This window comes from Streptomyces sp. NPDC015171 (genome assembly GCF_043079545.1).
Classification (GTDB): Bacteria; Actinomycetota; Actinomycetes; order Streptomycetales; family Streptomycetaceae; genus Streptomyces.
Genome location: NZ_JBIBUO010000013.1, coordinates 130,991 through 157,359, shown reverse-complemented (window position 1 = coordinate 157,359; position 26,369 = coordinate 130,991). Strand labels below are relative to the sequence as shown.

Genomic DNA, 26,369 nt, shown 5'->3' with positions numbered 1-26,369 from the left:
CCTAGTGGTCCGCGGCGCGAACGTGTCCGCCGTGGCCCCCGAGCAGCTCCGGCGGCGCCTGCAGCAGCCCCGCCGGAGCGGGTCGAGCGCCCGCCGTCTCCAGGTGTTCGCGCAGCCGCAGGAAGAGGCCGAGCGGGTCGTCCGTGAACCGGTCCCAGGGGAAGGACGTGGCGTACGGGCCGATCAGCCGCAGCTGCGTGCGGGCGTCCTCCCAGCGGTCCAGGCGGATCAGGACGTACAGCAGTTTGTTGCGGGCCTGGGCGGGTCCCGGGTCGGCCGCCGGGAGGCGCGTGGACAGGGCGATCGCGCGGTCGGCCGCCGCGTCGAGCCGGGCGCGCGGCACGGCGGGGCCGCACCCGTCGGTCAGATAGCCGAAGGCCGCCCGGGCGGGCAGGGCCTGGACGAGCGAGTCGGCCGGGGCGTCCTGCGCGGCCCGGTCGGCGAAGTCGAAGCACTCGTGGTGGGAGCCGTGCCAGGAGGCGGCCAGATAGCGCAGGGCGGCCACATGGCAGCCGTAGTGGTGCGGGGCACGCCGGACGGCCGCCTCCCACAGCTCGCCGAAGTAGCGATGGCCCGCCCGTGAGCCGCGCGCGTGGTCGAGCGCGATCCGCCAGGGCACCGGGTCCCTGTCGTCGGCGCGGGCGGCGGCGGTGATCAGCGGGCTCACCTCGCGCAGCAACTCGGCGCGGGCCGGCGAGGACCAGACCCGGTCCACCGCCAGCTGGGCGGCGACCAGCAGCACCCCGGGGTCGTCGGGGGCGGCGGCGTGCCACGCCTCGTACCACTCGGGGCGCGAGCGGGCGAAGGCGGACAGGTGCCGTGCGTAGCGGTCCCGGTGCTCCCACTCGGCCGCCGCGCGGGTGGCGGCGAGCAGCCCGGCCGCGGCGGCGTACTCGCCCCGGCCGGCCGCGACCAGCGCGGGCGAGAGGCGCTCGTCGGGCGCGTCGAGCACCGCCTCGTCCGCGGCCGGTGGCCGGCCGGCCGGGCGCGCGAAGCGTTTGGTCATCCGGAGGGGGCGGATGAACGAGGGCAGCGGAGCCATGGTGTCGACCATTGAAAGTCCGCAGGTCGGGGCGGCGCCAGAGGGTGATGACAAGTCGCGGAAGGTTGTACGGCATACAGTAAAGGGACAGTAAAGTCTGAATGGTCGGGATATGTGGCGGGGGCGGGTGGCGTCAGCCCCGCCGCAGCAGGCGGGAGGCGCCCGCCGCCACCGTCGTCGCCAGGATCCAGCCGAGCAGGATCATCGCCGCCGCCAGCCACTGCCAGCCGCCGCTCAGCTGCCACTGGCCGGCCTGGCCCAGGTCGATCACCGGCAGCAGCAGGTCCAGCGTGAACAGCGCCGGGCTCCAGGCCGGATGGCCGCCGGAGTTCACCGGCGGATGGTCCGCGTGCGCGAACGCCAGCGTGCCCGCCGCCCACAGCACCGTCATCCACACCGCGGCCCGGCCCGGCCGGTAGCCGTAGGCCACCGTCAGGTCCTGCACGAACCCCCAGACCTTCGCGGCGGGCGGCAGCGTCTCGCGCCGCCGGCGCTGCTTGGCCAGCAGCACCTCGCGCGCGTCCTCGTCCTCCCCGGCGGCCCGCAGCACCGCGGCGAGGCGCTCGTACGGCTCCGGGGCGTACTCGGCGGTGGCCGCCGCGACCCAGTCCAGGCGCCGGGTCAGCGGGAAGGGGCCCTGCGGCACCAGGTTCTCGTAGGCGAACCCGCCCATGTGCAGGCTGCCCGCCTCCGGCCAGCTGCTCGCCCGGTCCACCAAGTTCACGATCCGGGCGCCGGACAGCACCACCTTGCCGCGCTGCGGCCGGTCCCCGAGGAAGCGCAGCTCCGGTGTCTGCACCCGGCGCAGCGACAGCTCCTGGTCGTCGGTGAAGGCGAACCGGGCCCGCTCCAGGTCGACGGCGTCCCCGAACCGCCCGTCGTCGAGGCGCACCCCGCCCCGGCTCTCGAACCGCTGGATGCGCGTCCCGCGCGCGGGCGTGGTGCCGCTCAGCAGCGGGCTGCCCACGCCGGCCGGGGTCAGGTACAGGGTGCGTTCGACGGTCAGCTGCGGGGCGTTCAGCGCGTAGCGCGAGTAGGGGTTGGCGAGCCGCGCGCCGCGCAGGCTGAGCGAGACGCCGACCTTGGCGCCGCGCAGGCTCAGCTCGCCGTGCGACTCCAGCATCTCCGCCTGCAGGTCCTGGCCGACGGTCATGCCGTCCGCCGCGATCGAGCGTCCGCCGCGGTCGCGGTACGCGATCGCCTGGTTGAGCAGCAGATCGGTGCCGATGTGCGCGTCCGTCAGCCGGATCCCGTTCTGGAACCGGCAGCGCGGCAGATGCAGATCGCCCTCGGTGTGCACCCGGGCCGCCTCCAGGCGCGGCACCGAGCAGTCCACCAGGCGGAGGGTCGTGAACTGGGCCTCGGGCAGCCGGACCTCCTCGTCGAAGCGGCAGCCGCTCAGCTCGACGTACGGCGTGACCTGGCCGCCCGCCAGGTCCACCCCGTCGGTGATCCGCACGCCGACCAGCTTCAGCGAGGACACCCGGCCGGCGAGCGCCGGCGGACCGTCCAGCAGCAGCCAGCAGACGATGCGGGCGCGTACGGACCGCTCGGGGCCCCAGGGATGTCCGCCGTGCGGATCGTCCACCGCGACGTCCCCGCTGCGCAGGTCGTACACGCTGCCGTTGCGGAAGGCCTGCCACATGCCCGCCTCGGTGGCGGTCAGGTCGTCCGGCAGGTCCCCGGTGCGGATGCCTGCCCCCTCGGTCACGGTTATCTCTCCCGGTTCAGTGTTTTTCAGTGGTTTTCGTACAGCCGTTCATGCCCGCTGCGTGACCCCTGGAACACCAAACGTGAAGGTGATCTTCCGGGTTCCGGCCACCCTATGTACCAGCCATTGGCCCACGTTCTGTATCAGCCATTGATACGCGCGGACGGTGCCCGACGGCGGTCTGAGAGAATTGGGACTGTGATTTCCCGAATCGATCTGCGCGGCGACGCCCTTCCCGAGGGCCCCGCCCTGCGCGACCTGCTGCCCCGAGCCGACTTCGACGTTCAGGCCGCCCTGGAGAAGGTGCGTCCGATCTGCGAGGCCGTGCATCATCGTGGCGACGCGGCGCTGATCGACTTCGCCGAGAAATTCGACGGAGTACGGCTGGAAAACGTCCGTGTCCCGGCCCAGGCGCTCACCGACGCGCTCGCCGGCCTGGACCCGGCGGTCCGCGCCGCCCTGGAGGAGTCCATCCGCCGCGCCCGGCTGGTCCACCGCGCGCAGCGCCGTACGACGCACACCACCCAGGTCGTGCCCGGCGGCTCGGTGACGGAGAAGTGGGTGCCGGTCGACCGCGTCGGTCTCTACGCGCCCGGCGGACGCTCGGTCTACCCGTCCTCCGTGATCATGAACGTGGTGCCCGCGCAGGAGGCCGGCGTCGAGTCCGTCGCGCTCGCCTCCCCGGCCCAGGCGGAGTTCGGCGGCCTGCCGCACCCGACGATCCTGGCCGCCTGCGCCCTGCTCGGCGTGGACGAGGTGTACGCGGCCGGCGGCGCCACCGCCGTCGCGATGTTCGCGTACGGCACCGAGTCCTGCCCGCCCGCGAACATGGTCACCGGCCCCGGCAACATCTGGGTCGCCGCCGCCAAGCGCTACTTCACCGGCCGGATCGGCATCGACGCCGAGGCGGGGCCGACGGAGATCGCGGTCCTCGCGGACGCCACCGCCGACCCGGTGCACGTCGCGTCGGACCTGATCAGCCAGGCCGAGCACGACCCGCTCGCCGCCGCCGTCCTGGTCACCGACTCCGTCGAGCTGGCCGACGCGGTGGAGAAGGAGCTGGCGCCGCAGGTGGCGGCCACCAAGCACATCGACGACCGGATCGTGCCCGCGCTCGGGGGCAAGCAGTCCGCGATCGTCCTCGTGGACGGCGTCGAGGAGGGCCTGAGGGTGGTCGACGCCTACGGCGCCGAGCACCTGGAGATCCAGACCGCCGACGCCGCCGCGGTGGCCGACCGGGTCAGGAACGCGGGCGCGATCTTCATCGGCCCCTGGGCCCCCGTCTCGCTCGGCGACTACGCGGCCGGGTCCAATCACGTCCTGCCCACCGGCGGCTGCGCCTGCCACTCCTCGGGCCTGTCCGTCCAGTCCTTCCTGCGCGGTATCCACATCGTGGACTACACCGAGGACGCGCTCGCCGAGGTCGCCCCTCACGTGGTGACGCTGGCGGAGGCGGAGGACCTGCCCGCGCACGGCGCGGCGATCAAGGCAAGGTTCGGCTGGAAGGTACCGACGAGCAAGTGACCGGCAACCCCGTGTCCCGCTGGGACGCGCTTCCCCTCCGCGACGAACTGCGCGGCATGTCCCCGTACGGGGCCCCGCAGCTGGACGTCCCCGTGCGGCTGAACACCAACGAGAACCCCTACCCGCTGCCCGAGCCGCTGGTCGAGCGGATCGCCGAGCGGGTGCGCGAGGCCGCCCGGAACCTGAACCGCTACCCGGACCGGGACGCGGTCCAGCTGCGCACCGAGCTGGCCGGGTACCTGACGCGGACCGGCGGCCACCCGCTCGGCATCGAGAACGTGTGGGCGGCCAACGGCTCCAATGAGGTCATCCAGCAGCTGCTGCAGACCTTCGGCGGTCCGGGCCGTACGGCACTCGGCTTCGAGCCGTCGTACTCGATGCACGCGCTCATCGCGCGCGGCACCGGCACCGGCTGGATCTCCGGGCCGCGCACCGAGGACTTCGCGATCGACCCCGCCGCCGCCGAGCGGGCCGTCGCCGAGCACCGGCCGGACGTCGTCTTCATCACCACCCCCAACAACCCCACCGGCAACGCGGTCCCGCCGGAGACGGTCGTCGCGCTGTACGAGGCGGCCCAGGCGGCCAAGCCGTCGATGGTGGTCGTGGACGAGGCGTACGTCGAGTTCAGCCACGGCGACTCGCTGCTGCCGCTGCTGGCGGGCCGCCCGCACCTGGTCGTCTCCCGGACGATGTCCAAGGCGTTCGGCGCGGCCGGCCTGCGCCTCGGCTATCTCGCCGCCGACCCGGCGGTCGTGGACGCCGTCCAGCTCGTCCGGCTGCCCTACCACCTGTCGGCGATCACCCAGGCGACCGCGCTCGCGGCCCTCGAGCACACCGACACGCTGCTGGGGTACGTCGAGCAGCTGAAGGCCGAGCGGGACCGGCTGGTCACCGAGCTGCGGGCGATCGGCTGCCAGGTCACCGAGTCCGACGCCAACTTCGTGCAGTTCGGCCGGTTCGACGACGCCCACGCGGCCTGGCAGCGGATCCTCGACCGGGGCGTCCTGGTCCGGGACAACGGCGTACCGGGGTGGCTGCGGGTGTCCGCGGGAACCCCGGAGGAGAACGACGCGTTCCTCGACGCGGTCCGGGAACTGAAGAAGGAGCTTGAGGCATGAACCGCGTAGGGCGCGTGGAGCGCACCACCAAGGAGACCTCGGTACTGGTCGAGATAGACCTCGACGGCACCGGCAGGACCGACATCGCCACCGGCGTCGGCTTCTACGACCACATGCTCGACCAGCTCGGCCGGCACGGTCTGTTCGACCTGACCGTGAAGACCGACGGCGACCTGCACATCGACTCCCACCACACCATCGAGGACACCGCCCTCGCGCTGGGCGCCGCCTTCAAGCAGGCCCTCGGCGACAAGGTGGGCATCTACCGCTTCGGCAACTGCACGGTCCCGCTGGACGAGTCCCTCGCCCAGGTCACGGTCGACCTCTCCGGCCGCCCGTACCTCGTGCACACCGAGCCCGAGAACATGGCGCCGATGATCGGCGCGTACGACACGACGATGACCCGGCACATCCTGGAGTCCTTCGTCGCCCAGGCCCAGGTCGCGCTGCACGTGCACGTGCCGTACGGGCGCAACGCGCACCACATCGTGGAGTGCCAGTTCAAGGCGCTGGCCCGGGCCCTGCGCTATGCCTGCGAGCGCGACCCGCGCGCGGCCGGCATCCTCCCGTCGACGAAGGGCGCGCTGTAACCATGACCGGTCTGTCGACCCTCCTGATCGTCGTCGGTCTCTTCCTGGTCGGCGGCATCATCTCCTTCGCCAAGCAGAAGATGCCGGCGAGCCTGATCGTGCTGCTCTCCATCGGCGCGGCCCTGTGCCTGGTGGCGGGTGTCGTACGGCTGGAGGTCTGGAATTGAGCACCGGCGGCAAGAAGGTCGTCGTCTTCGACTACGGCTTCGGCAACGTCCGCTCCGCCGAGCGCGCCCTCGCGCGCGTGGGCGCCGACGTCGAGATAACGCGCGACTTCGACAAGGCGATGAACGCCGACGGCCTGCTGGTGCCGGGTGTCGGTGCCTTCGCCGCCTGTATGCAGGGCCTGCGCGCCGCCCGCGGTGACTGGGTGGTGGACCGCAGGCTGTCCGGCGGGCGCCCGGTGATGGGCATCTGCGTCGGCATGCAGATCCTCTTCGCCCGCGGCATCGAGCACGGCGTGGAGGCCGAGGGGCTTGACGAGTGGCCCGGCACGGTCGGGCCGCTCCAGGCCGACGTCGTGCCCCACATGGGCTGGAACACCGTGGCCGCCCCGGCCGACTCGCGGCTCTTCGCCGGCCTGGACGCCGACGCCCGCTTCTACTTCGTGCACTCCTACGCGGTCCACGAGTGGACCCTGGAGACCCTCAACCCGGTGATCGAGGCCCCCAAGGTCACCTGGGCGACGCACGGCGAGCCGTTCGTGGCCGCGGTGGAGAACGGTGCCCTGTGGGCCACCCAGTTCCACCCCGAGAAGTCCGGCGACGCCGGCGCCCAGCTCCTCACCAACTGGATCGGAACCCTGTAGACCATGGCCAAGCTCGAACTCCTCCCCGCCGTCGACGTCCGCGACGGCCAGGCCGTCCGCCTCGTGCACGGCGAGTCCGGGACCGAGACCTCCTACGGCTCCCCGCTGGAGGCCGCCCTCGCCTGGCAGCGCTCCGGCGCCGAGTGGCTGCACCTGGTCGACCTGGACGCCGCCTTCGGCACCGGCGACAACCGCGCGCTGATCGCCGAGGTCGCGAAGGCCATGGACATCAAGGTGGAGCTGTCCGGCGGCATCCGCGACGACGCGTCCCTCGCCGCCGCCCTGGCGACCGGCTGCAAGCGCGTGAACCTCGGCACCGCCGCCCTGGAGACCCCGGAGTGGGTCGCCAAGGTCATCGCCGAGCACGGCGACAAGATCGCCGTCGGTCTCGACGTGCGCGGCACCACCCTGCGCGGCCGCGGCTGGACCCGCGACGGCGGCGACCTCTACGAGACGCTGGAGCGCCTCGACAAGGAGGGCTGCGCGCGCTACGTCGTCACCGACATCGCCAAGGACGGCACCTTGCAGGGCCCGAACCTGGAGCTGCTGAGGAACGTCTGCGCGGCGACGGACCGCCCGGTCGTGGCCTCCGGCGGCGTGTCGTCCCTGGACGACCTGCGCGCCATCGCGGACCTGGTACCCCTCGGTGTCGAGGGCGCCATCGTCGGGAAGGCGCTGTACGCGAAGGCGTTCACCCTGGAAGAAGCCTTGGAGGCGGTGGCCGAGTGAGTGACGTACGACGTGTGTCGACCGGCGCTCCCTGGGAGGAGCAGTTCGGCTACTCCCGCGCGGTGGAGCTGCCGAACGGCCTGGTGCTGATCTCGGGCTGCACGTCCATCGTGGACGGGCAGATCTCCGGGGGCGGCCCGTACGAGCAGGCGGTCAACTCCTTCAACGTGGCGCTGGCCGCGCTGGAGCAGCTGGGGCTCGGCCGCGACGATGTCGTGCGCACGCGCATGTACCTCACGCATGCCCGCGACGTCGAGGAGGTCGGCCGCGCCCACAAGGCGCTGTTCGACACCGTCCGGCCCGCCTCATCGATGATCATCGTCTCCGGTTTCGTGGACCCCAGCCTGGTCGTCGAGGTCGAGGTGGAGGCGTTCCGAGGGGTGTCCGCATGACACTGGCCGTACGGGTCATCCCCTGCCTTGACGTGGACAACGGCCGCGTCGTCAAGGGCGTCAACTTCCAGAACCTGCGCGACGCGGGCGACCCCGTCGAGATGGCCAAGGTGTACGACACCGAGGGCGCCGACGAGCTGACGTTCCTGGACATCACCGCGTCCTCGGGCAACCGGGAGACGACCTACGACGTGGTGCGCCGCACCGCCGAGCAGGTGTTCATCCCGCTGACGGTGGGCGGCGGCGTCCGCACGGCCGACGACGTGGACAGACTGCTGCGGGCCGGCGCCGACAAGGTGGGCGTCAACACGGCGGCGATCGCCCGCCCCGAGCTCATCCGCGAGATCGCCGAGCGCTTCGGGCGCCAGGTGCTGGTGCTGTCGGTGGACGCCCGGCGCACTCCCGGCGGCACCTTCGAGGTGACCACCCACGGCGGCCGGCGCGGCACCGGCATCGACGCGGTGGAGTGGGCGCACCGGGCGGCCGACCTCGGCGCCGGCGAGATCCTGCTGAACTCGATGGACGCGGACGGCACGAAGGACGGCTACGACCTGGAGATGATCGCGGCGGTCCGCAAGCACGTGACCGTCCCGGTGATCGCCTCCGGTGGCGCCGGCAAGCTGGCCGACTTCGCGCCGGCCGTCGCGGCGGGCGCGGACGCGGTGCTGGCCGCGTCGGTGTTCCACTTCGGCGACCTGCGCATCGGCGAGGTCAAGGAGACGCTGCGGGGCGCGGGGCACCCGGTGCGGTGACGCCGCGCCTGCCTCCGGCAGATGCGAAAGAGAAGTTGCGCAAAATGTGTTGTGCAACTTTTCTTTTGTACCTAGTGTTGTGCCCATGACGGATGAAGGAAGCCGCTCCATCACGGACGTGGGCACGCTCAAGGCGCTCGCCCATCCGCTGCGGATGAAGCTGTACCGGGCCCTGTGCGTGGCGGACAAGGCGACGGCCTCGCACCTGGCCGACCAGGTGGACGAGGCCGTCTCCCTGGTCAGCTACCACCTGCGCAAGCTCGCCGGGCACGGGCTGATCGAGGAGGCCGACCCGCAGAGCGCGGACGGGCGCGAGCGCTGGTGGCAGCCCTCGTCCCAGGGCGTGAGCATCCGGGACAAGGACTTCCGGGACGCCCCCGACAAGGCGGCGGCCCATCTGGCGGCGACCCGCCTCTTCCACGAGCAGCGCGCCGACCTGTACCGCCGCTACCTCGACGAGCGCTCCACCTGGAGCCCCGAGTGGAACGCCGCCGCACCCGACACCGAGTCCCTGCTCCGCCTCACCGCGGGGGAGCTGGACGCCCTCAGGCAGGAGCTGCTCGCCCTGGTCAGGAAGTACGACGAGCTGGGCCGGGCCGCCGCCGACGGCGACACCGAAGGGCGCGAGCACGTCGCGCTGCACGTGTACGGCTTCCCGTTCCGCGCCTGAGAGGACCCGCTTCCGTGACCGCCACGCTCATACCGCCGGCGACCGCCCGCGCCCACCGCGACTCCAACGTCCTGCGCTGGCTCGCCGCGTACACCTCTTCGATGCTCGGCGACGGCGTCTACTACCTCGCCCTGTCCTGGGCCGCCGTCCAGGCCGGGACCCCGGCCCAGGCCGGTGTCGTGATGTCCGTCAGCGCGCTGCCGCGCGCCGTGCTGATGCTCGGCGGGGGAGTGATCGCCGACCGGCTGGGGCCCAGGAGAGTCGTCATCGGCAGCGACGCCGTGCGGTGCGCGGCCGTCCTCGCCGTGGCCGCCCTGCTCTTCCTCACCAGCCCCGGCCTGTGGCCGCTGGCCCTGCTGGCGTTCGTCTTCGGCACGGTCGACGCGGTCTTCCTGCCGGCCGTCGGCGCCCTCCCGGCCCGGCTCACCGACAAGAGCCAGCTCGCCCGGGTCCAGGGCATGCGCGGGCTCGCCATCCGCTTCTCGAGCGTGGTCGGCGCACCGCTCGGCGGGCTCGGCGTGGCCGTCGGCGGCGCGTCCGCGGCCTTCGCCCTCGCCGGGCTGCTCATCGCCGTCTCCCTGCCGCTGCTGATCTCCGTGCGGATGCGCGACCTGCCCGAGGACGGGGCGCCGACGCCCGGCGCCCCGCGGACCACCGCCCTGAACGACCTCAGGGCCGGCCTGCGCTACATCCGCCGCCACCGCGTCCTCGCCCCCCTGATGCTCGCCATCGCCCTCGGCGACCTGGGCTTCGTCGGCCCCCTGAACGTGGGTCTCGCCCTGCTCGCCGACCACCGCGGCTGGGGTGCCTCCGGCATGGGCTGGGTGCTCGCCGGGTTCGGCACCGGCGCCGGAGCCGCCTCGCTGCTGCTGGCCGTCCGGGGCCGGCTGCCCCGCGCCGGCCTGGTCATCGGCTGCGCGTGCGCCACCGGTGCCGTGGCCGTCGGCGCCCTCGGCTTCGTCGCGACCCTTCCGGCCGCCGTCGGCACCGCCGTGCTCGTCGGCCTGCTCACCGGGCTCAGCGGCGCGTTGTGCGGCGCACTGCTGCAGACCCAGGCCGACCCCGCCTACCTCGGCCGGGTCACCTCAGTCTCCGGGCTGGTCAGCCTCGGCCTCACCCCGCTGAGCATGCCGTTCGCCGCCGCCGCGATCGGCGCCTGGGGCCTCGGCCCGGTCTACGCCGTCAGCGCGACCGTCTGCGGCCTCGGCGGGCTCGTCGCCCTGCTGGTGCCGGGCCTGCGCCGCGCGGAGCTGCCCGGCTGACGCCGTCTCACCCGCCCGGCTGCACCAGCTGCACCAGATTGCCCACCGTGTCGTCGAACACCGCCGCCAGCACCGGGCCCTGCCGCTGCGGAGGGTGCGTGAACCGGACCCCCAGCCCGTCCAGCCGTTCGTACTCGGCCCGGATGTCGTCCACGGAGAAGACGATGCACGGCAGCCCCGCCTCGTACAGCGCCCGGCGGTAGGGCTCTGAGATCGGGCCCCGGCCCGGCTCCAGCAGCAACTGGAGGTCCGGCTGGCCCCCCTCGGGCGCCCCGACCGTCACGAAGGACGTGCCGTCGCCGAGGTCCCGGTGGATCCGGGTCTCGAAGCCGAGGACGTGCGTGTAGAAGGCGTGCGCCGTCGCCACGTCGTCCACGTACACGCCGGTCATCGCGACCTTGATCACGGGCGGCCTCTCCGGGGCGCCGGGCGGTCTCAGATGCCCAGCTGCTTGGACTCGTTGAGTTTCGCGATCGCGTCCGCGTCCCCGTCGACGGCCACCTTGGCCGCGTTCTGCCGGCCGAACGCGAACATCAGCAGCTCCGACGGCTCACCGGTCACCGTGACCACCGGGGCGCCCCGGTGCGCCACCGCCGTCTGGCCGTCCGGGCGGCGCAGCACCAGACCCGTCGGCACGCCCCGGCCCATCAGCCGCGCGGTGCGTTCGAGGCGGGACCAGAGCGCGTCCTGGAAGACCGGGTCCAGCTCGCGCGGGCTCCAGTCCGGCTGGGCACGGCGCACGTCCTCCGTGTGGACGTAGAACTCGACGGTGTTGGCCGCCTCGTCGATCTGCTTGAGCTGGAAGGGTGAGAAGCGCGGCGGGCCGGTACGGATGAGCTGGATCAGCTCCTCGTACGGCTTCGCCGTGTACTCGGCCATCACCCGTTCGAGACGGGGGGCGAGCTGCTTGATCAGCGCGCCGCCCGCCGCGTCCGGACGGCGCTCGCGCACGATCACGTGCGCGGCCATGTCCCGGGTCCGCCAGCCCTCGCAGAGGGTCTCGGCCTCCGGGCCGACGGTTTCCAAGAGGTCAGCGAGCAGAAGCCGTTCACGCTTGGCGAAGGTCGACATGCTGTCAGCCTACGACCACGTAAACGGTCCGCCCACCCGTCCCCCCGCCACCACCCCCCGGCCGGCCGCTTCCCGAGGCACCGGCCACTGTCCGGACGCCGTCCCGCCCTGCTGGTGCCACGCGGCACAATGGCTGCCATGACCAGTACGCCCCCAAGCCCCCGGCCCAGCGGCCTCGACCCGCAGATCGCAGCGCGCCTCAAGCGCAGCGCCGACGGGCTCGTCCCCGCCATCGCCCAGCAGTACGACACCGGCGAGGTGCTCATGCTCGGCTGGATGGACGACGAGGCGCTGCACCGGACGCTCACCACCGGCCGCTGCACCTACTGGTCGCGCAGCCGCAGCGAGTACTGGGTCAAGGGCGACACCTCCGGCCACTTCCAGTGGGTGAAGTCGGTGGCGCTGGACTGCGACGCCGACACGCTGCTGGTCAAGGTCGACCAGGTGGGCGCGGCCTGCCACACCGGCGCACGCACCTGTTTCGACGAGGACGTCCTGATCGAGGACGCGGATTCCGCCGCCGCGGCGTCCGATCAGTAAGGTCAGCGGCCATGGACCTAGAGACCTTCCGCAAGCTCGCCACCGACCGCCGGGTCATCCCCGTCACGCGCAAGCTCCTCGCCGACGGCGACACCCCGGTCGCGCTCTACCGCAAGCTGGCCGCCGAGCGCCCCGGCACCTTCCTGCTGGAGTCCGCGGAGAACGGCCGGTCCTGGTCCCGGTACTCCTTCGTCGGGGTGCGCAGCGCCGCCACGCTCACCGCGCGGGACGGCCGGGCCCACTGGCTCGGCACCCCGCCCGTCGGCGTCCCCACCGACGGCGACCCCCTCGCGGCCCTGCGCGCCACCCTCCAGGCCCTGCACACCCCGCACCAGGAGGGCATGCCGCCCTTCACCGGCGGCATGGTCGGCTACCTGGGCTACGACATCGTCCGCCGCCTGGAGAAGATCGGCCCCGGCGAGCACGACGACCTGAAGCTGCCCGAGCTGACCATGCTCCTCACCAGCGATCTCGCGGTGATGGACCATTGGGAGGGCTCGGTCCTGCTGATCGCCAACGCGATCAACCACAACGACCTGGACACGGGCGTCGACGAGGCCTACACGGACGCCGTGGCCCGCCTCGACGCCATGGAGGCGGACCTCTCCCGCCCGGTCGCCCAGCCCCCGGCCCACCTGCCGCCCTCCGAACTGCCCGCGTACACCGCGCTGTGGGGCGGCCCCGACTTCCAGCGGGCCGTCGAGGACGTCAAGGAGCGCATCCGCGCGGGCGAGGCCTTCCAGGTCGTGCCCTCCCAGCGCTTCGAGACCCCGTGCACGGCCAGCGCCCTGGACGTCTACCGGGTGCTGCGGGCCACCAACCCCTCGCCGTACATGTACCTGTTCCGCTTCGACGGCTTCGACGTCGTCGGCTCCTCACCGGAAGCACTGGTGAAGGTCGAGGACGGGCGCGCGATGGTCCACCCCATCGCCGGCACCCGGCACCGCGGCGCCACCCCGCAGGAGGACCAGGCCCTCGCCGAGGAGCTGCTCGCCGACCCCAAGGAGCGCGCCGAGCACCTGATGCTGGTCGACCTCGGCCGCAACGACCTCGGCCGGGTCTGCCGGCCCGGCTCGGTCGAGGTGGTCGACTTCATGTCCGTCGAGCGCTACTCGCACGTGATGCACATCGTCTCCACCGTCACCGGCACGGTGGCCCCGGGCCGCACCGCCTTCGACGTGCTGACCGCCTGCTTCCCGGCCGGCACCCTGTCCGGCGCCCCCAAGCCGCGCGCGATGCAGATCATCGACGAACTGGAGCCCTCCCGGCGCGGTCTGTACGGCGGCTGCGTCGGCTACCTGGACTTCGCCGGCGACTCCGACACCGCGATCGCCATCCGCACGGCCCTGCTCCGCGACGGCACGGCCTACGTCCAGGCGGGCGCCGGCATCGTCGCCGACTCCGACCCGGTCGCCGAGGACCAGGAGTGCCGCAACAAGGCGGCGGCGGTGCTGCGGGCGGTGCACACGGCGAACCGCCTGGCGCAATAGGGCGCTTCTCACGCCCCTCCGGGGAACCCCGGGTGCCGGTTCGCCCGGGGTTCAGGCGATAGTGGAGTACGTGACAGCTGTACCTCACCCCCGTTCCGAAGCCGCCGCACCCGCCCGGTCCGGCCGGCGGAGCCTCGCCGTGGCCCTCCTGTTCGGTGCGCTCGGCGCGGCCGTGGCGCTGCTCGCGACCCGCCAGCGCTGGGCGGAGGGCACCGCGACGGTGGCCGGCGGCGCGTTCCCGCTGACCGCCAAGGGCAGCGACGTCACGGGCGTGCCCGCGGCCCTCGCCATAGTGGGCCTCGCCGCGCTCGTCGCCGTCTTCGCCGTCCGCAGGGCCGGCCGCTTCGCCGTCTCCGGGCTGCTCGCGCTCTCCGGCGCCGGCATCGCCGTCGCGGCCCTCACGGCCGCCTCCGACAGCTCGGTCCTGGACGACCAGGCCGCGAAGGCGAGCGGCGACACCTCCGCCACGGTCGACGCGCTGAGCCACACCGGCTGGCCCTACGTGGCGGCCGCCGGCGGCCTGCTGATCCTGCTCGCGGGGCTGCTCGCCCTGCGCTACGGCAGCCTGTGGCCCGCGATGTCCGGGCGCTACGAGCGCGGCACCGCCCGCCCGCGGCGCACGGCCCGGCCGGCCGACCCCGAGCGCCCCGAGGAGATCTGGAAGGCCCTGGACCGGGGCGAGGATCCCACCGGCGCCTGATGTGGTGAATCAGACGCCACCCCCGCGTCCGGCACGCGTGCGCGTACGGGACAATGGAGGGCGAGCATCCGGCTCGGACAGCGACGGCCCGGCCCGGAACCGTACGGACACGTACGACGCCTACTACGAGACGTACCCAGCAACGAGGAGCAAGTCATGGCGGGCAGCAGCCACGGTCACACCCCGGCCGCGTGGACCGGTGTCATCATCGCCTTCATCGGTTTCTGCGTCTCGGGCGCCTTCATGGTGATGGCCCAGCCGGTCGGCTTCTGGGCCGGCATGGTGATCGTGGTCCTCGGCGGCGTGGTCGGCATGATCATGCGCGCCATGGGCCTCGGCCAGCCGAAGCAGGCGCGCACCCCGCAGCACGTCGTGCCCGCCGCGACCCGCGAGCCGGTCGGCGCCGAGGGCTGAGCGACCAGGCTTCCCGCGAGGGGCGGTCCGGCACCCGGTGAGGGTGGCGGGCCGCCCCTCGCCCGTCCGGGGCCGCGTCCCGACTCCCCGTCCGGCCCCGCCGCCCGCGCGCGGGCCGCACCGCCGGGGCAGAATGCCCGCGTGAACGCCGACAGCCGTACGGTCCCGCCCCCGGCCCCGTGGAGCGCCCCGGGCCAGGTCCCGCCGCCCGCGTCCGTCCCGCGGCGCCTGGCCGCCCCCGCGGGCGTGCTCACCGCCGCCGCCGGTGCCTTCGCGTACGTCGCGGCCGTCGACCCGAACGAACCCGGCCACTACCCCGTCTGCCCCCTGTACCGGTTCACGGGCCTGTACTGCCCGGGCTGCGGCGGACTGCGCGGCGTGCACGCCCTCGTCCACGGCGACCTCCTCGCCGCCCTGCGCGACAACGCGCCGGGCGTGGCGGCCTGCCTGGGCTTCGCCGTGCTGTGGACCGTCTGGGTGGTGCGCGCGGCGCGCGGACGGCCGCTGCGGATCGCTCCCGGGCCGGCGCCGCTGTGGACGGCCGGGGTTCTGCTGCTGGTGTTCACCATCGTCCGGAACCTGCCGTTCGGTGGCTGGCTCCACCCTTGATCGAACAGCGAATGCCCAGGTAGGGAGAGCGGGCGTCCACAGGATGCGAAGCCTCGGCCCTCCTGCGGATACCATCGCATTGACCACGGGTTTTCAGAACCTGAAGGAACGACCGTCTGGAAGGGGGCCGCTCGGGTGAGTGTGCTCGACGAGATCATCGACGGAGTCCGTGCCGACCTGGCGGAACGGCAGGCACGCGTCAGCCTCGACGAGCTCAAGGAGCGCGCGGCCAAGGCACCCGCCGCCAAGGACGGGGTGGCCGCGCTCAAGGGCGACGGCGTCAAGGTGATCTGCGAGGTCAAGCGCTCCAGCCCCTCCAAGGGCGCGCTGGCGGCGATCGCCGACCCGGCCGGGCTGGCCGCGGACTACGAGGCGGGCGGCGCGGCCGTCATCTCCGTCCTCACCGAACAGCGCCGCTTCGGCGGCTCCCTCGCCGACCTGGAGGCCGTCCGCGCGCGCGTGGACATCCCGGTGCTGCGCAAGGACTTCATCGTCACCTCGTACCAGCTGTGGGAGGCCCGTGCGTACGGCGCCGACCTCGCGCTGCTGATCGTGGCCGCCCTGGACCAGCCGGCCCTGGAGTCGCTGATCGAGCGGGCGGTGTCCATCGGACTCACCCCGCTCGTCGAGGTGCACGACGAGGACGAGGTCGACCGGGCGGTGGACGCGGGCGCCAAGATCATCGGCGTCAACGCGCGCAACCTGAAGACGCTGGAGGTCGACCGCAACACCTTCGAGCGGGTCGCCCCGGAGATCCCGGACCACCTCGTCAAGGTCGCCGAGTCCGGCGTGCGCGGGCCGCACGACCTGATCGCCTACGCCAACGCCGGCGCCGACGCGGTGCTGGTCGGCGAGTCCCTGGTGACCGGCCGCGACCCGAAGGCGGCGGTGGCCGACCTGGTGGCGGCGGGCGAGCACCCGGCACTGCGCCACGGCCGGGGCTGAACCAGCGGCTAGGCTTGACACCGATGACTCTCACCATGACGACCGTGGACCGGTACGCCGGCCTGGCGCGCGGCTGCCGCCCGAGGGGCTGCCGCGCCCCCGCGAGGCGTGTCCACGGCCGCCGGGTGCGGTACGTCATCGGCGACGAACCCGGGCAAGTGAACGGCATGCGATGGCAGCGCGCCCCTCAGGGGGCGCGGGGCTCCGTCTGATGCGCGGCCACCACCGCGCGGGCGACCGGCCGCGGACGGCCTGAGAGCCGCGGACAAGCCCTGCCCCCACGGCGACTGTTCCAGCACAGCACACTCACCGTGAGGTTCCCGCATGCCCAGCGAATTCTTCTTCCCTGACCCCCAGGGTCAAGTCCCCACCCCCGAAGGCTACTTCGGTGCCTTCGGCGGCAAGTTCATTCCCGAGGCCCTCGTCGCCGCCGTGGACGAGGTCGCCGTCGAGTACGACAAGGCCAAGCACGACCCCGAGTTCGCCCGCGAGCTCGACGACCTGCTGGTCAACTACACCGGCCGGCCCAGCGCCCTGACCGAGGTGCCCCGGTTCGCCGAACACGCCGGCGGCGCCCGGGTGTTCCTCAAGCGCGAGGACCTCAACCACACCGGCTCGCACAAGATCAACAACGTGCTCGGCCAGGCCCTGCTCACCAAGCGGATGGGCAAGACCCGGGTCATCGCCGAGACCGGCGCCGGCCAGCACGGCGTCGCGACGGCCACCGCGTGCGCGCTGTTCGGCCTCGACTGCACCATCTACATGGGCGAGATCGACACCGAGCGCCAGGCCCTGAACGTGGCCCGGATGCGCATGCTCGGCGCCGAGGTCGTCGCCGTGAAGTCCGGCAGCCGCACCCTCAAGGACGCCATCAACGAGGCGTTCCGGGACTGGGTCGCCAACGTCGACCGCACCCACTACCTGTTCGGCACGGTCGCGGGACCGCACCCCTTCCCGGCGATGGTCCGCGACTTCCACCGGGTGATCGGTGTCGAGGCCCGCCGCCAGCTGCTGGAGCGCGCCGGCCGCCTCCCCGACGCGGCCGTCGCCTGCGTCGGCGGCGGCTCCAACGCCATCGGCCTCTTCCACGCCTTCATCCCCGACGAGGGCGTCCGCCTGATCGGCTGCGAGCCCGCCGGGCACGGCATCGAGACCGGCGAGCACGCGGCCACCCTCACCGCGGGCGAGCCCGGCATCCTGCACGGCTCCCGGTCCTACGTCCTCCAGGACGAGGAGGGCCAGATCACCGAGCCGTACTCGATCTCGGCCGGCCTCGACTACCCCGGCATCGGCCCGGAGCACTCCTACCTGAAGGACTCCGGCCGCGGCGAGTACCGCGCGGTCACCGACGACGCCGCCATGCAGGCCCTGCGCCTGCTGTCCCGCACCGAGGGCATCATCCCGGCCATCGAGAGCGCCCACGCGCTGGCCGGCGCCCTGGAGGTCGGCAAGGAGCTGGGCAGGGACGGCCTGATCGTCGTCAACCTGTCCGGCCGCGGCGACAAGGACATGGACACCGCCGCCCGTTACTTCGGCCTCTACGACACCGACGCCGCGGTGGCCGCCAACGAAGCCGACACCGCCGAGATCGAGGGGGACGCCAAGTGAGCGGGAACGTCCAGCTGCTGACCGACACCCTCGCGGGCGCCAAGGCGGAGGGCCGCGCCGCGCTCATCGCCTACCTCCCGGCCGGCTTCCCGACCGTGGACGGCGGCATCGAGGCGATCGAGGCCGTCTTCGACGGCGGCGCCGATGTCGTCGAGGTCGGCCTGCCGCACAGCGACCCGGTGCTCGACGGCCCGGTCATCCAGACCGCCGACGACATCGCCCTGCGCGGCGGTGTGAAGATCGCGGACGTCATGCGCACGGTCCGCGAGGCATACCGGGCCACCGGCAAGCCGGTGCTCGTCATGACGTACTGGAACCCCATCGACCGCTACGGCGTGGAGCGCTTCACCGCCGAGCTGGCCGAGGCGGGCGGCGCCGGCTGCATCCTGCCCGACCTGCCGGTGCAGGAGTCGGCGCTGTGGCGGGAGCACGCCGAGAAGCACGGACTCGGCACGATCTTCGTCGTGGCGCCGAGCAGCAAGGACGAGCGGCTCGCCGAGATCACCGCGGCGGGCAGCGGCTTCGTCTACGCGGCCTCCCTGATGGGCGTCACCGGCACCCGTGAGTCCGTCGGCGCGCAGGCCCAGGACCTGGTCCAGCGCACCCGCGGCACCGGCACCGGCCTGCCCGTCTGCGTCGGCCTCGGCGTCTCCAACGCGACCCAGGCCGCCGAGGTGGCCGGCTTCGCGGACGGCGTCATCGTCGGCTCGGCCTTCGTCAAGCGGATGCTGGACGCGCCGGACCACGCCTCCGGCATCGCGGCGGTCCGCGAGCTGGCCGGCCTGCTGGCGAAGGGCGTCCGCGGAGCGCGGTAACCGTCTGCGATGTCCTGTATCGGGTGATTCGGTCACTCGAACGGGTGGACCTGGGACCGGGGAGGCGCGCTGCGCCTCCCCGGTTCGTTCTGGGGGTGTGAGCGACAAGAACCGTGACGGAAAGCGCACCGCCCGGGAGCGGCTGGCGGTCGAGCGTGAGAAGCAGAAGGCCGCTGACAAGCGACGGCGCACGCTGATCGTGGGCGCGAGCGTCGTCTGCGTCCTGGGCCTCGCGGCGGTGATCGGCGTGGTCGCCGCGAACGCCGGCAAGGACAAGGGCAGCAGCGCAGGCCCCGCCGTGGCGCCCTCGGGCGCGCAGGGCAAGGACAGCCTCGCGATCCCGGTCGGCAAGGACGGCGCCAAGTCCACGCTCACCGTCTGGGAGGACTTCCGCTGCCCGGCCTGCAAGGCCTTCGAGACGGCGTACCGGCCGACGCTGCACGAACTGGCCGACGCGGGCAAGCTCAGAGTCGAGTACCACCTGGTCCGGCTGATCGACGGCAACCTCGGCGGCACCGGCTCGCTGCACTCCGCGAACGCGGCGGCCTGCGCCCAGGACGCCGGCAAGTTCCGCGACTACCACGACGTGCTGTTCGCGAACCAGCCCGAGGAGTCCGACGACGCCTTCGCCGACAACGCCAAGCTGATCCAGCTGGCCGGCAAGGTGAAGGGCCTGGACACCCCCGCGTTCCGCAAGTGCGTCGAGGACGGCACCCACAACACCTGGGTGGACAAGTCCAACCAGGCCTTCCGGGCCGGCGGCTTCAGCGGTACGCCCACGGTGCTGCTCGGCGGCAAGAACATCTACCAGGACCAGTCGATGACCCCGGCCAAGCTCAAGCAGATGGTGGAGGCGGCCGCCCGCGGGTGAGCGATTCCCACGCCCCCGTTATGGACCCGTAGCCGGGCTGCTTGCCGTCCCCGCGGCCCGGCACGGTAGCGTCGGACCTGCCATGAACCTTGCCTACATCCCCAGCCCGTCGCACGGGGTGCTGTATCTCGGCCCCATCCCGCTGCGCGGCTACGCCTTCTGCATCATCATCGGAGTCTTCGTCGCCGTCTGGTACGGCAACAAGCGCTGGATCGCCCGTGGCGGGCAGTCCGGCACGGTCGCCGACATCGCCGTCTGGGCCGTGCCCTTCGGCCTGGTCGGCGGCCGGCTCTATCACGTGATCACGGACTACGAGCTGTACTTCAGCGAGGGCCGTGACTGGGTGGACGCCTTCAAGGTGTGGGAGGGCGGCCTGGGCATCTGGGGCGCGATCGCGCTCGGCGCGCTCGGCGCGTGGATCGGCGCCCGCCGCCGGGGCGTCCCGATGCCGGCGTACGCCGACGCCGTCGCCCCCGGCATCGCGTTCGCGCAGGCCATCGGCCGCTGGGGCAACTGGTTCAACCAGGAGCTGTACGGCCGCGAGACCCATGTCCCCTGGGCGCTGCACATCACCTCCTCCGAGGGCGGCCGGGTGCCGGGCTACTACCACCCGACCTTCCTCTACGAGTCCCTGTGGTGCGTGGGCGTGGGCTTCCTGGTGATCTGGGCGGACCGCCGCTTCAAGCTGGGCCACGGCCGGGCGTTCGCCCTGTACGTCGCCGCGTACTGCGTGGGCCGGGGCTGGATCGAGTACATGCGGGTGGACGACGCCCACCACATCCTGGGCCTGCGCCTCAACGACTGGACGGCGCTGCTCGTCTTCCTGCTCGCGGTGGTGTACATCGTGGTGTCGTCGAAGAAGCGGCCGGGCCGGGAGGCCGTGGTCGAACCCGCGGCGGTCGCCTCCGGCGCGGACGCCGTCGCCGAGGGCGTAACCGAGGCCCAGGGCAAGACGGAGGACGCAGCGGACAAGGACAAGGCCGAGGACAAGGCCGAGGGCAGGACCGAGGTCTCCATGGAGAAGACCGACGTCGCCGAGGAGAAGGCCGAGGGCTCCGAAGGGGCCGCGAAGGACGAGGCGGAGTCGGCGAAGAAGAGCTGACCGCCGGTCGTACGACACCGAGGGCGCCCGGATCTTCCGGGCGCCCTCGGTCTGTCCGGGCGGGCGGCCGGCGGGGTCAGGGCCCGGGTGTCAGGGAGAGGGTGCGCCGGGCCATCGCCACCACGGCCGCGTCGATGAAGCGGCCGTCGGGGAGGGCCTGGGCGCCCTGCTCGGCGGCCGCCGCCTCGGTGATCGCCTCGGCGTGTTCGATCTCCGCCGGGGTGGGCAGATAGGCCCGCTCGATCACCGGGAGCTGCCGGGGGTGGATCGCGGCGCGGCCCAGGAAGCCGAGGGCGCGGCCGTGGGCGCAGGACGCGGCGAGGCCGTCCAGATCGCGGATGTCGGGGTGGACCGACTGCGGCGGTGGGGCGAGGCCCGCCGCGCGGGCGGCGACGATCACCCGGGAGCGCGGCCAGTCGAGGCCCGAGTCGGCCCGTACCCCCAGGTCGGCCCGGAGGTCAGCCTCGCCGATGGCGATGCCGCGCAGAGCGGGGTGGGCGGTGGCGATGAGGTAGGCGTGCTCGATGCCGAGGGCCGACTCCAGCAGCGCGTACAGGGGCACCGGTGTGGCCACGGCGACCTGCCGTACCTGCTCCGGAGCCGTCACCTTCGGCAGCCGCAGCCCGGCCAGGCCCGGCAGGCCGGCCAGCGCGGCGAGGTCGGCGGCGACCCAGGGACTGTCCGGGGCGTTGACGCGGACATGGACCGGGACCGCGACCGGCTGGTGCGGCTGCGGCTGCGGCTGCGGTTGCCGTTGCGGTTGCGGTTGCGGCTCGGCGAGGAGTTCCGCGGTGGCCGCGCGGGCGTACTCCTTGCGGTCGGGGGCGACCGCGTCCTCCAGGTCGACCACCACCACGTCGGCGCCCGCCGCCAGCGCCTTGGCCACGACGTGCGGGCGGTCGCCGGGGACGTAGAGCCAGGTGAGCGGAGGGCGGATCACAGGGCGCCCTCCGCGCGCAGGGCCGCGATGTCGGCCGGGGCGAGACCCAGTTCGGCGAGGACGGCGTCCGTGTCGGCTCCGTGCGGGCGGCCGGCCCAGCGGATCGCGCCGGGCGTGGCGGAGAGGCGGAACAGGACGTTCTGCATGCGCAGCGGGCCCAGCTCCGGGTCGGCCACGGTGGTGACCGTGTCCAGGGCCTGGTACTGCGGGTCCGCCAGGACGTCCCGGACGTCCTGGACGGGGGCCGCGGCGGCCTGCGCCTTCTCGAAGGCCGCGAGCACCTCGGTGCGGGTGCGGGCGGCGATCCAGGAACCGACGGCCTCGTCCAGCACATCGGCGTGGGCGGCCCGGTCCGCGCCCGTGGCGAACCACGGTTCCTCGATCAGCTCGGGGCGGCCCACCAGCCGCAGCACCCGTTCGGCGACCGACTGCGCGGAGGTGGAGACGGCGACCCAGGAGCCGTCGGCGGTGCGGTAGGTGTTGCGCGGTGCGTTGTTCGCCGAGCGGTTCCCGGTGCGTTCCTGGACATGGCCGAGCTGGTCGTACCAGGTGGGGTGCGGGCCGAGGACGGACAGGATCGGTTCGATGATCGCCATGTCGACGACCTGGCCCGTGCCGGTGCGCTCGCGCCCGGCCAGCGCCGTCAGCACGGCGTACGCGGTCGCCAGGCCCGCGACCGAGTCGGCGAGGCCGAAGGGCGGCAGGGTCGGGGGTGCGCCCGGTTCACCGGTGACCGCGGCGAAGCCGCTCATCGCCTCGGCGAGGGTGCCGAAGCCGGGGCGGTGCGCGTACGGCCCGAACTGGCCGAAGGCGGTGACCCGGGTGAGGATCAGCCGGGGGTTGGCCGCCGACAGCTCGGGCCAGCCCAGGTCCCACTTCTCCAGGGTGCCGGGCCGGAAGTTCTCGATCACCACGTCGGCGGTGGCGGCGAGCCGCAGCAGGACGGCACGGCCGCCGCGGGTGGACAGATCGAGGGTGAGGGTCCGTTTGTTGCGGCCGAGCACCTTCCACCACAGGCCGACGCCGTGCTTGGCCGGGCCGTGGCCGCGGGCGGGGTCGGGCCGCCGGGGATGCTCGACCTTGACGACCTCCGCGCCGAAGTCGCCGAGCAGCGTGGCGGCCATCGGTCCGGCGAACAGGGTGGCCAGGTCAAGCACCCGCAGGCCGTCCAGGGCCGGGGGCGTCCGCGTCGTCGTACTCATGCGGTGAACTGGGCGTCGATCTCCGGGCGGTACGGCATCGACGCCGACGCCCCGGCCCGCTGGACGGAGATCGCCGCCGCGGCGGCGGCCCAGGACAGGGCCTCCCGCACCGGCTTCTCCTCGGCGAGCGCCACGGCGAGCGTGCCGGCGAAGGTGTCGCCCGCTCCCGTGGAGTCCACGGCCGTCACCCGGGGGGCGGGGACCACGAGCGGTTCGGCGTTCCGGGTGAGGTACAGGCAGCCTGTCGCGCCCAGGGTGACGACGACCTCCGGCACCAGGTCCAGCAGGGCCGTCGCGGCCTCGCGGGGGTCGGTGCGGCCGGTCAGGGTGACCGCCTCGTACTCGTTCGGCACCAGCAGGTCGGTGACGGCGAGGAGTTCGGGCGGCAGCGGCTGGGCCGGGGCCGGGGTGAGGACGGTCCGGACGCCGTGCCGGCGGGCCGCCTCGGCGCCCGCGACGACCGCCGCCAGCGGGATCTCCAGTTGCAGCAGCAGGGCGTCCGCGGTCGCGATCACCCCCTCGTCGCCGGGGGAGAGGTGGTCGACGGTGCCGTTGGCGCCGGGGATCACGACGATCGCGTTGCCGCCCTCGTCGTCCACCACGATGTGCGCGGTGCCGGAGGGGCCCTCGACCGTGCGCAGGAAGTCGGTGTCGACGCCGGAGTGTTCGAGGGTGTCGCGCAGCCGCAGGCCGAAGGCGTCGTTGCCGACCGCGCCGATCATCGAGACGGTGGCGCCGGCGCGGGCCGCGGCGATGGCCTGGTTGGAGCCCTTGCCGCCGGGGATGGTGTGGAACTCCCGGCCCGTCACGGTCTCCCCGCGCTGCGGGGCCTTGGCGACATAGGCGACGAGGTCCATGTTGGTGCTGCCGAGGACGGCGATATGGGTCATGAGCGGGTCGCCTCCAGGTGGGTGAGGTGGGCCAGGGTGTCGAAGCCGGTGCCGTCGAAGTCGGCGACGGTGGTGGCGAGCCGGTTCTTCAGCGGGGCCCGCCAGCGGTCGGGGAGCGCCGCGGGGGTGCCGGCGAGCAGGCCGGCGATGCTGCCCGCGGTCGCGCCGTTGGAGTCGGTGTCCCAGCCGCCCGACACCGCGCGGCGGATGGAGCCGGTGAAGTCGCCGTCGGCGTGGGTGAGGGCCGCGGCGATCAGGGCGGTGTTGGGGAGGGCGTGGACCCAGTGGTGGGCGGGGCCGTGGACGGCGTGCAGTTCGTCCACGACGTCGTCGAAGTCCGGGGTGACGGTGGCCAGGTGGATGGCGTGGTCGATCGCCTTCGCGAGCCGGGAGCGGGCCGGGACCACCGCGCGGCCGGTGCGCAGACAGGCGTGGACGTCGCACCCTCCGGCGGCGGCGGCGATGGCGGCGGCGGTGAACATCGCCGCGTAGACGCCGTTGCCGGTGTGCGTGAGGACCGCGTCGCGGTGTGCCTGGCCGGCTGCGGCGGCCGGGTCGCCGGGGTTGGTCCAGCCGTGCGCGTCGGCGCGGATCAGGGCGCCGATCCACTCGCGGAACGGGTTGCGGTGCCGGGCCGTGTGCGGGGGTTCGATGCCGGCCAGGAGGTTGCGGTAGGCCAGGCGCTCGGCGGTGAAGGTTCGGCCGGGCGGCAGCTCGTCGAGCCAGAGCCGGGCCACGTCGTCGGTGGTGAAGTCCCGGCCGTGGCGCCGGAGCAGCAGGAGGTTGAGGAGCGGGTAGTTCAGGTCGTCGTCCTCGGGCATGCCGTCGATGTTCTCGGCGAGGGAGGTGGCAGCCGAGCGGCGGTTCCAGGGGTGTGCGTCGAGCAGCTCCCGCGGGACGCCCTTCGCGGTGAAGTAGCCGGCCAGGGGCCAGTTGCCGGCGGCCCGTGCCAACGCGCGGATGCCGTCGAGCGGGAGTTTCTCCACGGGCTTGCCGAGGAGGCAGCCGATGGCCCGGCCGAGCCAGGCGGCCTCCAGGGCGGCTTCCCCTGCCGCTCCCGGGGCGGCCTTCCCGGCGGCTCCCGGGGCGAGGGGGGCGGCGGTCCGCGCTTTGGGCCAGCCGGGGCAGGCCGCCTTGATCGCGGCCAGGTCCGTGGGTTCGTCGTCCGCCAGTCTGCTGGGCAGATCGGCGAGTTCGTCCAGCAGGTCCTCGGCGAGCAGCCGCAGATAACGGGAGACCCGGTGCCCGGACGCGCCCGCGCGCTCCGGGGCGTCCGGGCCGCCCGCCGCCCGCCAGCGCGCCTCGACCGCCGACGGCTCGCGCCCGTCCAGACGGGCCTGGCGCAGCTCGTGGCCCAGCAGATCCTCCGGCTGGACCCAGGTCAGTCGGAGCACGGCCGGCCTCCGAGCGCGGAGAAGGCCTGCTCATGGGCCCGCCGGCGGCGGACGTCCCGCTCGAAGACCTCACAGGTGACCTCGGTGAGGGTACGGGCCGGCGCCCACAGGTCCAGGCGGCTGGCGTCCGCCACCGTCTTCGCCCACTCATCGGGCACGGGCGAGCCGAGCGCGCCCGCGAGGGCACCGGCCATCGTGGCGATCGAGTCGCAGTCCCGGCCGTAGTTGACCGAGCCGAGCACGGCGTGCCGGTAGTCGCCGCCGGAGACGACCAGCATGCCCAGGGCGACGGGGAGTTCCTCGATGGAGTGCAGCCGGGAGGGGCGGCGGGCGGCGAGCGAGGGGGCGCGGTAGTCCGGTCCGACGGTGTCGTACGGGGCCACCGCCGTGCGCAGCGGACCGAGCGCCGACTCGAAGTCCCGGTGCCGGGCGGCGACTTCGCAGACCTGCTCGATCGCCGTGCGGGTGCCGTCCTTCGCCAGGTCCAGGCAGGCGGCCACCACCGTGTCCGGGGTCGCGTCGGGTGCGGTGGCGGCGGCGACCGCGGCGGCGAAGACCCCGGCGGCCTCCCGGCCGTACGACGACTGGTGCGCGCCGGCGATGTCCAGCGCCTCGGCGTAGGCGGCGGCCGGGTGGGCCGCGTTGACCAGGCCGACCGGGGCCATGTACATCGCGGCCCCGCAGTTGACGATGTTGCCCACGCCCGCTTCCCGGGGATCGGCATGACCGTAGGCCAGCCGGGCCACCAGCCACTTCTCGGCGAGGAAGAGGCGGTGCAGCGGCAGCGCCTCGGCCTCCAGCTCCGGGATCCAGCGCGGGGTGGTCATCAGGTCCGGGACCAGGTGGTCGGTGATCGCGTACGCGTCCAGGTGGTCGCGGACCCGGTCGTAGACCCGGATCAGCGCGTGGGTCATCAGGGTGTCGTCGGTGACGTGTCCGTCGCCCTTGTGGTACGGGGCGATGGGGCGTGCCGTCCGCCAGGCGTCGCCGTGCCAGGGGCCGACGATGCCGTGGACGCGACCGCCGTGGCGCTCGGCGATCTGGTCGGGGGAGTAGCCCTCGACCGGGCCGCCGAGGGCGTCGCCGACGGCCGCTCCGACCAGGGCGCTGGTGATGCGGTCGGCGAGGCCGCGCGGACCTGGCGCGCGGCTTTCTTCTCCTTTGGGCGTCATGCCCCGAA

30 protein-coding genes are annotated in these 26,369 nt (G+C 73.4%); 21 read left to right on the top strand and 9 right to left on the bottom strand.

The window, feature by feature from the left end:
- Window position 1: 1 nt before the first annotated feature.
- Both ACF073_RS30595 and ACF073_RS30590 read right to left on the bottom strand, forming a co-directional pair.
- Window positions 2-1,054, bottom strand: a complete 1,053-nt coding sequence (locus tag ACF073_RS30595) for a hypothetical protein (RefSeq protein ID WP_392074650.1) — start codon at window positions 1,052-1,054, stop codon at window positions 2-4.
- 121 nt (window positions 1,055-1,175) lie between these two features.
- Window positions 1,176-2,753: an oxidoreductase gene (locus ACF073_RS30590; RefSeq protein ID WP_392074649.1), complete on the bottom strand. Its 1,578-nt coding sequence runs from the start codon at window positions 2,751-2,753 to the stop codon at window positions 1,176-1,178.
- A gap of 198 nt (window positions 2,754-2,951) precedes the next feature.
- Between ACF073_RS30590 and hisD the strand changes: the two genes are divergently transcribed.
- The 10 genes from hisD to ACF073_RS30540 all read left to right on the top strand — a co-directional run bounded on the left by hisD (window position 2,952) and on the right by ACF073_RS30540 (window position 10,598).
- Complete coding sequence (gene hisD / locus ACF073_RS30585; protein ID WP_392074648.1) at window positions 2,952-4,277, top strand: histidinol dehydrogenase; 1,326 nt, start codon at window positions 2,952-2,954, stop codon at window positions 4,275-4,277.
- Window positions 4,274-5,395 carry a histidinol-phosphate transaminase gene (locus ACF073_RS30580; protein ID WP_392074647.1) on the top strand — a complete coding sequence of 374 codons (1,122 nt, stop codon included), beginning with the start codon at window positions 4,274-4,276 and terminating at the stop codon, window positions 5,393-5,395. Before hisD ends, ACF073_RS30580 begins: the two co-directional genes overlap by 4 nt.
- Window positions 5,392-5,985 carry an imidazoleglycerol-phosphate dehydratase HisB gene (gene hisB, locus ACF073_RS30575; RefSeq protein WP_392074646.1) on the top strand — a complete coding sequence of 198 codons (594 nt, stop codon included), beginning with the start codon at window positions 5,392-5,394 and terminating at the stop codon, window positions 5,983-5,985. Before ACF073_RS30580 ends, hisB begins: the two co-directional genes overlap by 4 nt.
- A gap of 2 nt (window positions 5,986-5,987) precedes the next feature.
- On the top strand, window positions 5,988-6,152 hold the full coding sequence (locus ACF073_RS30570) for a hypothetical protein (protein WP_392074645.1): 165 nt from the start codon (window positions 5,988-5,990) through the stop codon (window positions 6,150-6,152).
- A complete protein-coding gene (gene hisH / locus ACF073_RS30565; protein WP_392074644.1) occupies window positions 6,149-6,793 on the top strand; it encodes an imidazole glycerol phosphate synthase subunit HisH in 645 nt (214 codons plus the stop codon). The genes ACF073_RS30570 and hisH overlap by 4 nt, the downstream gene beginning before the upstream one ends.
- A 3-nt stretch (window positions 6,794-6,796) precedes the next feature.
- Window positions 6,797-7,522, top strand: coding sequence for a bifunctional 1-(5-phosphoribosyl)-5-((5-phosphoribosylamino)methylideneamino)imidazole-4-carboxamide isomerase/phosphoribosylanthranilate isomerase PriA (priA, locus tag ACF073_RS30560; protein WP_392074643.1), 726 nt, complete (start codon window positions 6,797-6,799; stop codon window positions 7,520-7,522).
- Window positions 7,519-7,914 (top strand): RidA family protein, encoded by a 396-nt coding sequence (locus ACF073_RS30555; protein ID WP_392074642.1) that lies wholly within the window; start codon window positions 7,519-7,521, stop codon window positions 7,912-7,914. The genes priA and ACF073_RS30555 overlap by 4 nt, the downstream gene beginning before the upstream one ends.
- Window positions 7,911-8,666, top strand: coding sequence for an imidazole glycerol phosphate synthase subunit HisF (gene hisF, locus ACF073_RS30550; RefSeq protein ID WP_392074641.1), 756 nt, complete (start codon window positions 7,911-7,913; stop codon window positions 8,664-8,666). The genes ACF073_RS30555 and hisF overlap by 4 nt, the downstream gene beginning before the upstream one ends.
- An 85-nt stretch (window positions 8,667-8,751) precedes the next feature.
- On the top strand, window positions 8,752-9,336 hold the full coding sequence (locus ACF073_RS30545; protein WP_392074640.1) for a helix-turn-helix domain-containing protein: 585 nt from the start codon (window positions 8,752-8,754) through the stop codon (window positions 9,334-9,336).
- Between the two features lie 14 nt (window positions 9,337-9,350).
- A complete protein-coding gene (locus ACF073_RS30540; protein ID WP_392074639.1) occupies window positions 9,351-10,598 on the top strand; it encodes an MFS transporter in 1,248 nt (415 codons plus the stop codon).
- 7 nt (window positions 10,599-10,605) lie between these two features.
- Here the strand turns inward: ACF073_RS30540 and ACF073_RS30535 are convergent, their stop codons facing one another.
- The gene (locus tag ACF073_RS30535; protein ID WP_392074638.1) at window positions 10,606-11,004 is read right to left on the bottom strand and encodes a VOC family protein; all 399 of its coding nucleotides are present in this window, start codon (window positions 11,002-11,004) and stop codon (window positions 10,606-10,608) included.
- A 29-nt stretch (window positions 11,005-11,033) separates the two neighbouring features.
- Window positions 11,034-11,669, bottom strand: coding sequence for a TIGR03085 family metal-binding protein (locus tag ACF073_RS30530; RefSeq protein WP_392074637.1), 636 nt, complete (start codon window positions 11,667-11,669; stop codon window positions 11,034-11,036).
- Window positions 11,670-11,807: 138 nt separating this feature from the next.
- Between ACF073_RS30530 and hisI the strand changes: the two genes are divergently transcribed.
- From hisI to lgt, 11 genes are all read left to right on the top strand, one after another.
- A complete protein-coding gene (gene hisI / locus ACF073_RS30525; protein WP_392074636.1) occupies window positions 11,808-12,209 on the top strand; it encodes a phosphoribosyl-AMP cyclohydrolase in 402 nt (133 codons plus the stop codon).
- Window positions 12,210-12,220: 11 nt separating this feature from the next.
- Window positions 12,221-13,699: an anthranilate synthase component I gene (locus ACF073_RS30520; RefSeq protein WP_392074635.1), complete on the top strand. Its 1,479-nt coding sequence runs from the start codon at window positions 12,221-12,223 to the stop codon at window positions 13,697-13,699.
- Between the two features lie 61 nt (window positions 13,700-13,760).
- Complete coding sequence (locus ACF073_RS30515) at window positions 13,761-14,399, top strand: TIGR02234 family membrane protein (RefSeq protein WP_392074634.1); 639 nt, start codon at window positions 13,761-13,763, stop codon at window positions 14,397-14,399.
- A 156-nt stretch (window positions 14,400-14,555) separates the two neighbouring features.
- Window positions 14,556-14,813, top strand: a complete 258-nt coding sequence (locus ACF073_RS30510) for an HGxxPAAW family protein (protein WP_392074633.1) — start codon at window positions 14,556-14,558, stop codon at window positions 14,811-14,813.
- Between the two features lie 141 nt (window positions 14,814-14,954).
- A complete protein-coding gene (locus ACF073_RS30505; protein WP_392074632.1) occupies window positions 14,955-15,422 on the top strand; it encodes a DUF2752 domain-containing protein in 468 nt (155 codons plus the stop codon).
- A gap of 135 nt (window positions 15,423-15,557) precedes the next feature.
- The gene (gene trpC, locus ACF073_RS30500; RefSeq protein WP_392074631.1) at window positions 15,558-16,367 is read left to right on the top strand and encodes an indole-3-glycerol phosphate synthase TrpC; all 810 of its coding nucleotides are present in this window, start codon (window positions 15,558-15,560) and stop codon (window positions 16,365-16,367) included.
- Window positions 16,368-16,390: 23 nt separating this feature from the next.
- Window positions 16,391-16,579: a tryptophan biosynthesis modulator TrpM gene (trpM, locus tag ACF073_RS30495; RefSeq protein ID WP_392074630.1), complete on the top strand. Its 189-nt coding sequence runs from the start codon at window positions 16,391-16,393 to the stop codon at window positions 16,577-16,579.
- A gap of 112 nt (window positions 16,580-16,691) precedes the next feature.
- Window positions 16,692-17,975: a tryptophan synthase subunit beta gene (gene trpB, locus ACF073_RS30490; protein ID WP_392074629.1), complete on the top strand. Its 1,284-nt coding sequence runs from the start codon at window positions 16,692-16,694 to the stop codon at window positions 17,973-17,975.
- Window positions 17,972-18,790: a tryptophan synthase subunit alpha gene (gene trpA, locus ACF073_RS30485; RefSeq protein ID WP_392074628.1), complete on the top strand. Its 819-nt coding sequence runs from the start codon at window positions 17,972-17,974 to the stop codon at window positions 18,788-18,790. Before trpB ends, trpA begins: the two co-directional genes overlap by 4 nt.
- A gap of 97 nt (window positions 18,791-18,887) precedes the next feature.
- Entirely contained in the window at window positions 18,888-19,661 is a 774-nt protein-coding gene (locus tag ACF073_RS30480; protein ID WP_392074627.1) for a DsbA family protein, read from the top strand.
- 82 nt (window positions 19,662-19,743) lie between these two features.
- Complete coding sequence (gene lgt, locus ACF073_RS30475; RefSeq protein ID WP_392074626.1) at window positions 19,744-20,763, top strand: prolipoprotein diacylglyceryl transferase; 1,020 nt, start codon at window positions 19,744-19,746, stop codon at window positions 20,761-20,763.
- A 76-nt stretch (window positions 20,764-20,839) separates the two neighbouring features.
- On the opposite strand, the gene ACF073_RS30470 is transcribed toward lgt, so the two are convergent.
- From ACF073_RS30470 to ACF073_RS30450, 5 genes are read right to left on the bottom strand one after another with little or no spacing between them, the layout of a single operon-like run.
- Entirely contained in the window at window positions 20,840-21,703 is an 864-nt protein-coding gene (locus ACF073_RS30470) for an HpcH/HpaI aldolase/citrate lyase family protein (protein ID WP_392074625.1), read from the bottom strand.
- Window positions 21,700-22,905: a CaiB/BaiF CoA transferase family protein gene (locus ACF073_RS30465; protein ID WP_392074624.1), complete on the bottom strand. Its 1,206-nt coding sequence runs from the start codon at window positions 22,903-22,905 to the stop codon at window positions 21,700-21,702. Before ACF073_RS30465 ends, ACF073_RS30470 begins: the two co-directional genes overlap by 4 nt.
- Window positions 22,902-23,795, bottom strand: a complete 894-nt coding sequence (gene rbsK / locus ACF073_RS30460; protein ID WP_392074623.1) for a ribokinase — start codon at window positions 23,793-23,795, stop codon at window positions 22,902-22,904. Before rbsK ends, ACF073_RS30465 begins: the two co-directional genes overlap by 4 nt.
- Window positions 23,792-25,189: an ADP-ribosylglycohydrolase family protein gene (locus ACF073_RS30455; RefSeq protein ID WP_392074622.1), complete on the bottom strand. Its 1,398-nt coding sequence runs from the start codon at window positions 25,187-25,189 to the stop codon at window positions 23,792-23,794. Before ACF073_RS30455 ends, rbsK begins: the two co-directional genes overlap by 4 nt.
- Window positions 25,177-26,361 carry an ADP-ribosylglycohydrolase family protein gene (locus ACF073_RS30450; RefSeq protein ID WP_392074621.1) on the bottom strand — a complete coding sequence of 395 codons (1,185 nt, stop codon included), beginning with the start codon at window positions 26,359-26,361 and terminating at the stop codon, window positions 25,177-25,179. Before ACF073_RS30450 ends, ACF073_RS30455 begins: the two co-directional genes overlap by 13 nt.
- Window positions 26,362-26,369 lie beyond the last annotated feature (8 nt).